The sequence below is a fragment of the Okeania sp. genome, assembly GCF_983059655.1.
Genome location: NZ_CEZPJD010000107.1, coordinates 4,840 through 14,898 on the forward strand (window position 1 = coordinate 4,840; position 10,059 = coordinate 14,898).

Sequence of the window (10,059 nt, forward strand, 5' to 3'; positions counted from 1 at the left end):
TAACTGATAACTGATAACTGAAATTACAAGTTATGGCTGATGAAGGTTCAAGAATTTTAGAGGTAAAGAGTAAGGGTGAATTTGTCAAGCAAATAAGTCAGCGTTTGGATGTTTGGATATCTGAGCAAATACCTGACCTATCGCGATCGCATATTCAAAAGTTAATATCCCAAGGTAATGTGAAAGTAAATGACCAACTCTGCACTTCTAAAAAAGTAATAGTACAGCATGGCGATCGGATTATTTTAACTATTCCCCCACCAGTACCTTTAGAAATAGAAGCTAATGATATTCCTCTGGATATTCTCTACGAAGATGATGCTTTATTAATTATCAACAAACCAGCAGGTTTAGTTGTACATCCAGCTCCTGGACATTCTGAGGGTACTTTGGTGAATGCACTTTTAGCTCATTGTGATTCTTTGGCAGGTATTGGTGGAGTGCAACGACCTGGTATTGTGCATCGTTTGGATAAGGATACCACTGGAGCAATAATGGTGGCGAAAACAGACCAAGCGTATCAACATTTGCAAGCACAGTTGCAGGCAAAAACGGCGAGGCGGGAATATTTAGGAGTGGTTTATGGTAGTCCGAAAACAGATAGTGGCAAAATAGATTTACCTATCGGTCGTCATCGGGTAGACCGTAAAAAAATGGCGGTGACACCAGTGGAAAGAGGCGGAAAAGTCGCCGTTACTTATTGGGAAGTTAAGGAACGTTTGGGTAATTTTTCCATGATGTTGTTTCGGTTAGAGACTGGCCGGACTCATCAAATTAGGGTTCACAGTGCTAAAATAGGGTATCCTATTGTGGGCGATACTATTTATGGAAAAGGTCGTTCGGTAGGAGTAAATTTAACTGGTCAAGCACTTCATGCTTGGCGACTAGAGTTACAACATCCTGTTTCTGGAGAGTTGGTCGAGGCGATCGCTCCTTTGCCAGAAGATTTTCTCACTTTGCTTGAGGTTTTGCGTAGACGTTCTGGATGATAAGTCAAAAGACAAAAGTCAAGAGTTAGAAGTTAGGAGAAAAATCTGAAAATACAGTAATATTGTAGGTTGGGTTAAGCGCTAGCGCAACCCAACAAACTCATTTTGTATGTTAGGTTTATCCTTGGGATCGGCTTTCCGACGGAATGCGGAGCAAACGCTAATGCTCCTCAGCCCAACCGACAAAAAACTAATTTTTTTTATTTATATAATCTCAGGAGTAAAAAATTATGGATCGTGGAAAAATTGTGGCTATTATTACTGGAGCTATTTCTATAGCTTTGGCGATCGCCTATTTGATTATTGTACAATTATTAGATTTGAGAGGTAGTGAAATGATACCTGCTCCCACTTCAATATTGCCTTTTGTGTTTTAAAAAAAAATAGTCTTTTCGCTGAATCGCCGATCAGCCTCACGTCATAATATGCAGATTTGGCGTGAGATGAATCGGCAGCAAATTGAATAGGTTCGATGCCCATGAAATTTGCATGCCATCCCAGCAAGCTTTTGCCCTGGTTGAAAAACTTGTATTATTATTTTGCTATAACCCCGGAAATTTTCCACCATGCGCACTGCCTACCAATATAAATTAAGGCCCAACTCAGATCAAATAGCCACAATAGAATTGTGGTTGGAATTGTTGCGTCGGCAGTACAACTATACTATAGAAAGTCTCAGCAGCGATTAAAGACTTTGCAAAAACGTTTATCTCGAAAGAAAAAAGGTAGCAAAAGGTGGTTAAAAGCTGTTAAAGCTGTAGCCAAACAACATAAAAAGGCGGATGCGACCCCGCGACGACGACAGCTCGCTTGCGGTCAGACCCCGCGACGATGCCAGCTCACTTGCGGAATGCTGACCAAGAGAGGGAACGCGCACCAAGCAGTTGCCGATAAACGTAAAGATTTTCATTTTAAAATAGCCAATGAATTGTTATCACTCATCTGAAGTTATCGCCCATGTAGACGCGGAGCGACGTGCCGGAGGCAAACTTAAATATTAAAGGGCTAGCAAAGACTCGTTTGAGTAAATCAATTAACGATGCGATTTGGGGGCCAATTTATACCAAGCGTGAAAAAAGAATGCTATGAAAAGTGCCGCTCAATCAGATATGCTTAAAAATAGTGATTTCCGTTCATTAAAGAATAGTTACTTCTATCGTTTTTACCTTTTTTTCAAAATATTATCCTTCTTCCTTCTTCCTTCTTCTTTCTTACTTCTACTATTTGTAACAAACACTTATCACGCTTGGTATTATAACTATTTTGACTGTCAAAGCCGGAAATGCTGGACAGAAAACTATAGCAGTGAACCCCAAAAATACTAGCCAAGATTGCTCAAATTGTGGAAAAAAAGTTCCCAAAGAATTAAGCATACGAACTCATTTTTGCTCACATTGCGGCATAGTAATAGACCGCGACTTAAATGCGACGATAAATATAAAAATAAAAAATAGGGCCGTAGGGCATTCCGTCTTTAAAGCACGCGCTTGCCCGACGGGATACCGGGGCTACGAAACGAGAGAGCGTACACTATAGCATCAGCTTAGTGTGGGAGTATGTCACTTCAGTACATCCTTTTAATTGTCTTTTAATTGTCAGGAGGGAAACTAAAAAATCACTACTTAATCTATAGTTAAATTTAATTATTTATTTTAAAAAAAATAATCCGAGTGCGGATTAGGAATACCTGTAGTTTTAGAAATCCAAGCTGCTATAAAATGATCTTCAGTTGCATTTTCAATTGTAATTTTTGAATAGTCATAAAATAGTTAATACCTAAATATTAAATATTCTTAAACTATTACTTCAGCTTTTTTGTTCAATGTAAATCATGCGAGTTCTGATAGGTATACCTGTAGTTGGAGAAGTCCAACCTAATATAAAATAATCTTCAATAGGATTTTCAATTACTATTTTTGAATGCTCGTAAACTGGCACAACAAAACTTTTAATGTATTGCTCTGTTGCTTCATCAATACTAATTAAAATAGCTTGACGAGCAATTCGATAAATATGTTCAATTGCTGTTTTAGCATCTTCGACACAATGCAATGAACTTAAACAAAAAACAAAATCATAGGATTGAGTCTCAATTTCAGGTAAAGCTTTTTCTATTGGTTTATTAATAGTTTGATAACCTCTTTTAGTTGCATATTCCAGCATATTAGCCGAAATATCAAGACCTGTATATTTAAAATTCCCCTGTAATAATTGACTCAAAAAACCTGTACCACAACCAATATCTAAAATACTACCTTGATGGTAATTATATTGATGGAATATTTTAGCTGCTTCATGGACGTGCTGTGCATTACACTTGGGGCCTTTGAGTACATCATCATAGTTAGCAGCAAAATCATCATAAAATTCTTGAGGAGAAATTTTATCTACCATAATTTATAGTTCAAAATTGATTTATATTTACTATTCCACGCCCTGTTAAGAGGCTAACTGATAACTGAAATAATTTTAGTTTTTTTGCTCAATAAAAATCATGCGAGTTCGGATAGGAATACCTGTACTTGGAGAAGTCCAACCTAATATAAAATAATCTTCAATGGCATTTTTAATTGTAATTTTTGAATGGTCGTAAACTGGCACAGCAAAATTTTTAATAAATTCCTCCGTTGTCTCATCAATACTAATCAAAATAGCTTGACGAGCTATTCGAGTGATATGCTCCATTGCTGTTTGAACATCTTCAACACATAATAATGAACCCAGACAAAAAACAAAATCGTAGGAATTTGTATCAATTTCAGGTAAAGCTATTTCAATTGATTTGTTGATAGTTTTATAACCTCTTTTAGCTGCATAATCTAGAATTTTACTAGAAATATCAATACCTGTATATTCAAAATTTCCCTGTAATAATTCACTTAGAAAACCTGTACCACAACCAATATCTAAAATACTACCTTGATGGTAATTATATTTATGGAATATTTTAGCTGCCTCATGGATATGTTGTACATTACACTTAGGGTCTCTTAACACATCGTCATAGTTAGCAGCAAGTTCATCGTAAAATTCTTCAGCAGAAATTTTATTTACCATAATTCATACTTCTAAGTTGACTTAGATTTACCATCCTTTACCGTATGATTAATAGGCAACATTAAATGTTAAATATTATTAAACTATTAGCGAAAAATTTTTCTCTAAAACCTTCCCTTTTAAGAGGATAAAAAAAGATAATTCTGTATTTTCTTGCTTCCTTGTTGCAGAGGTACTGATAACTGAAATTACCTTAACTTTTGTGTTCAAAATAAATCATTCGAGTTCGTATATCAACACCTTGGCTTGAAGAAGTCCAACCTATAATAAAATAATCTTCTATGGCATCTTCAACTAAAATTTTTAAATGGTCATAAACCGGAACAGCAAAGTTTTTAATATATTCCTCTGTCAATTCATCAATGCTGATTATAATAGCTTTGCGGGAAATCCGATAAATATATTCAATTGCAGTTTGAGCATCTTCAACAAAATACAATGAACCTAAACAAAAAACAAAATCATACGACTGGGAGTCAATCTCAGCTAAAGTAGTTTCTATCGGTTTATGGATAGTTTTATAACCTCTTTGAGCTGCATCATCTAGCATATTAGCTGAAATATCAATTCCTGTATATTCAAAATTTCCCTACAATAATCCACTTAGAAACCCTGTTCAACAACCTATATCTAAAATCTTACCTTGATGATAATTGTGTAGATGGAATATTTTGACTGCCTCATTCAAATGCTGTGCATTACACTTACCCTTAAACACAACATCATCGTATTTGATAGCATAATTATCATAAAATTCTTCGGGGAAATTTTGTTTAGCATAGTTCATACTTCAATATTTACTGATACTTAATCTACCGTTCCAACCAAACTTTAGTGAAAAAAAACATGACAAGAGTACTATAGTTGAAAAATCAATATTAGCTCTCTTGCAAAACTTTTAACTAAATCAATTCAAGACTTGAAATCAATAATGTCATCTCCCTATTGCCTGTTGCCTATTCCCTATTGCCTATTCCCTGTGCAAGAAGTCTATTGAAAAAGATTAGTAGCCTTAATCATATGATAAGCAACAAGTAACTGAGTCAAAGCCAAAGGATAACTCTGAAGCAATTCCCCAGTCGTACCAACTAACTTACCAAGATCTGGGTCTCCTTCAGGTGAACAAAAATCCTTTAAGTAAGGCGTATCCTGACATAAAATCATCTCTAATTCATTTACCTGTTCCTTAGTAGCATGACTATCAATTTCCAAAACATCCACTGGCTTACCCATATCCCGGTCCAACCCCAAGCGTACTGCTGGCTGAAAACTAGGACTACCTTGGCCAATAATCTCTAGAAAATCTGGGTGAGGAATAGTTGGCCTCAGCACTAAGCGTACATGAAGTTCAGAGCTATTTTCATCATTTGAAGGAGGATAAAAAGTAACAACTACATCTGCCCACTTGCGTTGGGGACGGATAAAAGCCTCCGAGTCTGGTTCCCGTTTTTCCATCTCTTTGAGAACCTGTTCTTCACTATATCCCCTCTTCATCGTATCCCGTTTTACCTTCCACTTAGCCCTTAAATCCTCTGGTGGTGCAAGGTACACTTTCACATCGTAACAATCTCTCGCACCCCTAGTGGAATAACCCAATAGTCCTTCAACAATCACAAACTTGCTAGGCTTAATATATTCTGGCGGGTCAAATTTTCCCGTTGAGTGATTATAAATGGGCTTAAGAATTGGTTGTCCAGTACGCAGCAGAGTCAAATGTTGCTGCATAATATCAAGATGGTTACAATCTGGGTGTAGGGCTGTAATACCTATTTCTGCCCTTTGTTTTCGATCGTAGCGATGGTAGTCATCTGTACAAATCACAGTCACATTTTCTGGCCCTAAGACTTGAGCAATTCCTCTAGTCAAAGTAGTTTTACCCGCAGCGCTATCACCGACAATTCCTAGAATAATTGGACGATAATTCATAATTTTATTTCTCTCTACTACCGGACAACGGCTTACATAACACAACCGGAAATTTATAATTATTTCTTAATTTTACCGAAATATTATGGTTTAAAGCCTCCCCTTTTAAGGGGATAATAAATAAAAATTTTCATAATTAGTCAATCCTCTTCTTTTCAAGGATAGGTAATTCTAAATTCTAAATTCTAAATTCTTGAAGATTTATTTGAAACTGGGGCAAGATTTTTGAGAGGGATAAAGTTTTTCCTTCTTCCTTCAAGAAAAATAATCGAGAGCTTGGAATCGGCCTCTTTTTAAAGGGTGGAGGAAAAGCGTTTCATGTCGCGCAGCGTTAACGAAGTGTGCGCCAGCAAAACGGCAGTTGAAACCGTCGGGAAAGTTAAAAGACGCATAGTTTATTAGACCTACGAATCAGTTGGACTTTCTTCGGAGAAAATTGTCCTATTCGTTTCCAATTATGGTCATAGACGCTGATATTTTTGGTTTTGGCATTAGTAAAACCGCCAATCCACCCGATGTCAGTTTTTCCTGCTTTTTCAGCAATAACTTTATCGCCGTATCGCAATTCAAAAGGAGTAATAGTTCCACCTTTGCGTTTACGAACACCGCCTTTTTCAGCATTATCAAAGTGCAATGCACGACGGAAATAAGCAGGTCTAGTTATTACTCGAAAAACGCAACAAGTAATGTTAACTGAACCTTTCCAACCATAGGTATCACAGTTTTTTCTGGGACTCACCCCATAGCGAACAAACTCGCTTGCAGCTAAAGCAATGCCATCCACTCCATGAGATTCTGGCACTTGGGCTTTTTTATCTTTAATTTTCTCTAATCCTAAATGTTGGCGAATTTGACTGGTTCCGTTCTTGTTTTTTTGCCAGCCTTGACATCCTCCCGACGCTGCTCTCACGAGACAGCGCGGGATTCCTTAACATCACTGTTAGGGACTTTCTGTTTCAATGCACCCGCCTTCCGAGATTTACTCTCAGATGGTCTTACGGTCGCTCCACAGACTGACACTGCGAGTCCCGCAGCCAAAATATTTATACTTGCATTTATGTCTCGATCGTGGTGAGTTGCACATTCAGGACAATCCCACTCTCTCACGCTTAGAGGTAATTTTCCTACTACATGACCACAATTAGAACAACGCTTAGAACTGGGAAAATACCTGTCAATCTTGACTAATTCCCGTCCATACCATTCAGCCTTGTATTCTAACTGTCTGACTAACTCTGCCCAGTTGGCATCACTTATTGCTTTGGCTAACTTATGGTCTCTTGGTGCGCGTTCCCTTGCGACTGGCGTCGTCGCGGGGTCGCACCGCTTTTTGACCATATTCTTTACTGCTAAATCCTCAACCACAACAGTTTGATTTTCTCTGATTAATTGAGTAGTTAGCTTATGGGCGTAATCAAGCCTTGAATCTTTAATTTTTGCGTGTATCCTGGCTACTTTTAGTCTAGCCTTTTGGTAGTTATTAGATCCTTTAGTTTTTCTAGATAAAGACTTCCCTGCTAACCTAAGTTTCTTGTGTAATTTATTTAGATTCTTGGGGTTGGCGAATTTTTCTCCATCACTGGTAGTCACTAAACTGGTAATTCCTAAGTCAATACCTACTTGTTTGGTTACTGGTTTAAGCTTCAAGTTTCTGGGGTCATTGACTCTAAGGGACACTGACCATCTGTTACTGGGGTCGAGTTTAACTGTAATTGTCGTTGGGACACAACCCGTTGGTAATTGCCTACTCCATCTTATAGGTAATGGTTCAGCACATTTAGCTAAATAGACTTGACCATCTTTCCACTTAAATGCGGACTTTGTAAATTCTGCACTACCACCATTACGCTTTTTCTTAAAGTTGGGATATTTGGCACGTCCACTGAAAAAGTTAGTGAAAGCAGTTTGTAGATGTCTCAAACCTTGCTGTAATGGGACGCTACTGACTTCAGTAAGGAAATCTAAATCTTCCTGCTTTTTCCAGTGAGTCAGCATGGCAGAAGTTTGCTTATACCCTACTCGCTCTTTGTTTTCATACCAAGCTTGAGTTCTAGCATCTAAAGCTCTGTTATAGATTAGCCTTACGCACCCCAATGTTCTGCGCAACAGGTTTTCCTGTTCTGGAGTCGGATAGAATCTAAACTTATATGCTTTCTCAACCATCTACTATTTGCTTTTCTACCCTTACATTTTAACAGATTATTTGTGAAACCGCAACATTGGTTGCCATTCATCCCGACGCTTCCCTAGGGGAGAGCGCGGGTCTTCTGCCAACATTTAGATAAACTGTTTTAACTCGGGCAATAGATTTGAGTTTTTCTACGCACCAATTTTGTCCAACCATCACTGGAGAAAATCCTTTGCCCGAACGTGCTGCTTTTCTACCACTGGTTAAATCTACATCAGCTTTAACCAATTCATAAACAATGGTAGCAATAGGGAAAACTTTGGACAATTCTGTTATTATCCTAATTTCCATTTCCCTTGAAGCCCGAATAGATGGAGCTAGTTTACTTTTTTTGCAACGATTATCAAATCGCTTTTGCCGATGGGCACGCTGGTTAAAAGGTACTTTCCTGTCAATTTTCCTCCCCCGTCGCACCCGACGTTGCAATGCTCGACCTCTGACGTTTTTGATAACTTTTCCCCGTTTAATTACAGCAGAGCCTAGTCGTTCTTTAACACGCTCGAAAGGCAAAACCAAATGACCAGTATAAAGGGTAAATTTAGCAGACTGCACAGCAATTCCCGTATAGTTTTTACCAGGGTCACAGCCAACCGCTATTTTCTGGGTTTCGCGACCCGATGGTTCGGCTACCAAGCGAACGTAATACAAACCCGCATCATTCCAATGCTCAGTTGCTTTTCCTTGTTTAACCCAACGACGCGCCCGGGATGCTTTTGTCGGCATTGCAGGGGAGCCATCAGGATTTTGGACAGGTACTCGAAGCATAAGAGATAATCCTTTTCGAGAAAGTTGTGTGTCCCTAAGACCACCAAAAGCGTTGTGTCCTGCAATAACGCAGTGCCTTTACCCAAAAAGGCCAACAGATAATCCAAACCAGGGAAACATTTGGAAGTGTTATCGCTTTTGGCTCATGGTCTAGCCAATTCTTAGTTAAGCGTTGGGTCGCTCAAGCTGCGTGGCTTCAGCCCGCAGAAGTTGACCTAATAGCAGACTTCAAACTTCGACAAAACTCCCCGATCGCCTCCAAACCTTCATCCGGCGTTCCCTCTGCCAAACGCTTCACCACCGCACTACCAACAATAACCGCATCAGACCCCCAATTTTTTACTTGCGAAGCGTGTTCCGGTTGAGAAATACCAAAACCAACACCAATAGGTTTATCTGTAACCTCTCGCATTTCTACCAACAAATCTTCAACCCGCGTCTGTACTTGATTACGCATTCCCGTTACCCCAGTCACACTCACCAGATAAATAAACCCTTGAGACTGACGGGCGATCGCCTCTATTCTCTCTTTTGGGCTAGTAGGAGCAACCAACAAGGTCAACTCAACCCCAATATCCCGAGCCGGATTTAACAAAATGTCCGCCTCTTCCAACGGCAGATCCGGCACAACCAAACCCCTAGCACCAGCATCATAAATTTTTTTCAGGAAACTCTCCACCCCTCGAGACAATATAGGATTATAGTAAGTAAACAAAATAATTGGCGATCGCAACTTTTTACTTGTCGTCTGCACCACCTCCAATACTGACTCCAAAGTAGTCCCCCGGGCCAAAGAGCGAGTAGCAGCAGCCTGAATTACTGGACCATCAGCCAAAGGGTCAGAATAGGGCACACCCAACTCAATCAGATCGGCCCCACTATTATCCAATACCTCCAAAGCTTTGGCAGTAGTTTCCAAATCTGGATCGCCTGCCGTAATAAAAGGAATAAAAGCACACTGGCGACCATTTTCCGAATTGCGTAGAGATTCAAAGCTATGAGAAACTGAAATCATTTTTAATTTTTAATATTGGATAAATAGTTTATCAAAATAATTGGGTCGCGCACCCTCCCCTTTTAAGGCCAAATATTTTTGCAGGCTTGCTCAAGTCCCCTATTTCCCTTCCTGGCTCC

At 39.0% G+C, this 10,059-nt stretch carries 14 protein-coding genes; 5 read left to right on the top strand and 9 right to left on the bottom strand.

The window, feature by feature from the left end:
• Positions 1 to 32: 32 nt before the first annotated feature.
• The 5 genes from AC3DU7_RS08795 (at position 33) to AC3DU7_RS08815 (ending at position 2,525) form a co-directional block, all read left to right on the top strand.
• Positions 33 to 989 (top strand): RluA family pseudouridine synthase, encoded by a 957-nt coding sequence (locus tag AC3DU7_RS08795; RefSeq protein WP_488038975.1) that lies wholly within the window; start codon positions 33 to 35, stop codon positions 987 to 989.
• A 230-nt stretch (positions 990 to 1,219) separates the two neighbouring features.
• Positions 1,220 to 1,366, top strand: a complete 147-nt coding sequence (locus AC3DU7_RS08800) for a hypothetical protein (protein ID WP_192901216.1) — start codon at positions 1,220 to 1,222, stop codon at positions 1,364 to 1,366.
• A 189-nt stretch (positions 1,367 to 1,555) separates the two neighbouring features.
• Entirely contained in the window at positions 1,556 to 1,678 is a 123-nt protein-coding gene (locus AC3DU7_RS08805; protein WP_488038976.1) for a helix-turn-helix domain-containing protein, read from the top strand.
• Positions 1,618 to 1,935 (top strand): hypothetical protein, encoded by a 318-nt coding sequence (locus AC3DU7_RS08810; protein WP_488038977.1) that lies wholly within the window; start codon positions 1,618 to 1,620, stop codon positions 1,933 to 1,935. Before AC3DU7_RS08805 ends, AC3DU7_RS08810 begins: the two co-directional genes overlap by 61 nt.
• A 317-nt stretch (positions 1,936 to 2,252) precedes the next feature.
• Positions 2,253 to 2,525, top strand: a complete 273-nt coding sequence (locus AC3DU7_RS08815; RefSeq protein ID WP_488038978.1) for a zinc ribbon domain-containing protein — start codon at positions 2,253 to 2,255, stop codon at positions 2,523 to 2,525.
• A 270-nt stretch (positions 2,526 to 2,795) separates the two neighbouring features.
• On the opposite strand, the gene AC3DU7_RS08820 is transcribed toward AC3DU7_RS08815, so the two are convergent.
• The 9 genes from AC3DU7_RS08820 to trpA form a co-directional block, all read right to left on the bottom strand.
• On the bottom strand, positions 2,796 to 3,383 hold the full coding sequence (locus tag AC3DU7_RS08820) for a class I SAM-dependent DNA methyltransferase (protein ID WP_488038979.1): 588 nt from the start codon (positions 3,381 to 3,383) through the stop codon (positions 2,796 to 2,798).
• Between the two features lie 75 nt (positions 3,384 to 3,458).
• Entirely contained in the window at positions 3,459 to 4,046 is a 588-nt protein-coding gene (locus AC3DU7_RS08825) for a class I SAM-dependent DNA methyltransferase (RefSeq protein ID WP_488038980.1), read from the bottom strand.
• A 193-nt stretch (positions 4,047 to 4,239) separates the two neighbouring features.
• Positions 4,240 to 4,596 carry a hypothetical protein gene (locus AC3DU7_RS08830; RefSeq protein WP_488038981.1) on the bottom strand — a complete coding sequence of 119 codons (357 nt, stop codon included), beginning with the start codon at positions 4,594 to 4,596 and terminating at the stop codon, positions 4,240 to 4,242.
• 66 nt (positions 4,597 to 4,662) lie between these two features.
• Positions 4,663 to 4,833, bottom strand: a complete 171-nt coding sequence (locus tag AC3DU7_RS08835; protein ID WP_488038982.1) for a hypothetical protein — start codon at positions 4,831 to 4,833, stop codon at positions 4,663 to 4,665.
• Between the two features lie 203 nt (positions 4,834 to 5,036).
• Positions 5,037 to 5,972, bottom strand: a complete 936-nt coding sequence (locus AC3DU7_RS08840) for a phosphoribulokinase (protein ID WP_488038983.1) — start codon at positions 5,970 to 5,972, stop codon at positions 5,037 to 5,039.
• Between the two features lie 379 nt (positions 5,973 to 6,351).
• Positions 6,352 to 6,882 (bottom strand): hypothetical protein, encoded by a 531-nt coding sequence (locus AC3DU7_RS08845; protein ID WP_488038984.1) that lies wholly within the window; start codon positions 6,880 to 6,882, stop codon positions 6,352 to 6,354.
• Positions 6,879 to 8,135 carry an RNA-guided endonuclease InsQ/TnpB family protein gene (locus AC3DU7_RS08850; RefSeq protein ID WP_488038985.1) on the bottom strand — a complete coding sequence of 419 codons (1,257 nt, stop codon included), beginning with the start codon at positions 8,133 to 8,135 and terminating at the stop codon, positions 6,879 to 6,881. Before AC3DU7_RS08850 ends, AC3DU7_RS08845 begins: the two co-directional genes overlap by 4 nt.
• Positions 8,136 to 8,202: 67 nt before the next feature.
• The gene (locus AC3DU7_RS08855; RefSeq protein ID WP_488038986.1) at positions 8,203 to 8,925 is read right to left on the bottom strand and encodes an RRXRR domain-containing protein; all 723 of its coding nucleotides are present in this window, start codon (positions 8,923 to 8,925) and stop codon (positions 8,203 to 8,205) included.
• A 196-nt stretch (positions 8,926 to 9,121) separates the two neighbouring features.
• Complete coding sequence (gene trpA / locus AC3DU7_RS08860) at positions 9,122 to 9,940, bottom strand: tryptophan synthase subunit alpha (RefSeq protein ID WP_488038987.1); 819 nt, start codon at positions 9,938 to 9,940, stop codon at positions 9,122 to 9,124.
• Positions 9,941 to 10,059 lie beyond the last annotated feature (119 nt).

Excerpts from the sequence above, each read along its gene's own strand:
- AC3DU7_RS08795 (WP_488038975.1), top strand. The coding sequence starts at position 33 with ATGGCTGATGAAGGTTCAAGAATTTTAGAGGTAAAGAGTAAGGGTGAA.
- AC3DU7_RS08800 (WP_192901216.1), top strand. The coding sequence starts at position 1,220 with ATGGATCGTGGAAAAATTGTGGCTATTATTACTGGAGCTATTTCTATA.
- AC3DU7_RS08805 (WP_488038976.1), top strand. The coding sequence starts at position 1,556 with ATGCGCACTGCCTACCAATATAAATTAAGGCCCAACTCAGATCAAATA.
- AC3DU7_RS08820 (WP_488038979.1), bottom strand. The coding sequence starts at position 3,383 with ATGGTAGATAAAATTTCTCCTCAAGAATTTTATGATGATTTTGCTGCT.
- AC3DU7_RS08825 (WP_488038980.1), bottom strand. The coding sequence starts at position 4,046 with ATGGTAAATAAAATTTCTGCTGAAGAATTTTACGATGAACTTGCTGCT.
- AC3DU7_RS08830 (WP_488038981.1), bottom strand. The coding sequence starts at position 4,596 with ATGCTAGATGATGCAGCTCAAAGAGGTTATAAAACTATCCATAAACCG.
- AC3DU7_RS08835 (WP_488038982.1), bottom strand. The coding sequence starts at position 4,833 with ATGAACTATGCTAAACAAAATTTCCCCGAAGAATTTTATGATAATTAT.
- AC3DU7_RS08840 (WP_488038983.1), bottom strand. The coding sequence starts at position 5,972 with ATGAATTATCGTCCAATTATTCTAGGAATTGTCGGTGATAGCGCTGCG.
- AC3DU7_RS08850 (WP_488038985.1), bottom strand. The coding sequence starts at position 8,135 with ATGGTTGAGAAAGCATATAAGTTTAGATTCTATCCGACTCCAGAACAG.
- AC3DU7_RS08855 (WP_488038986.1), bottom strand. The coding sequence starts at position 8,925 with ATGCTTCGAGTACCTGTCCAAAATCCTGATGGCTCCCCTGCAATGCCG.
- trpA (WP_488038987.1), bottom strand. The coding sequence starts at position 9,940 with ATGATTTCAGTTTCTCATAGCTTTGAATCTCTACGCAATTCGGAAAAT.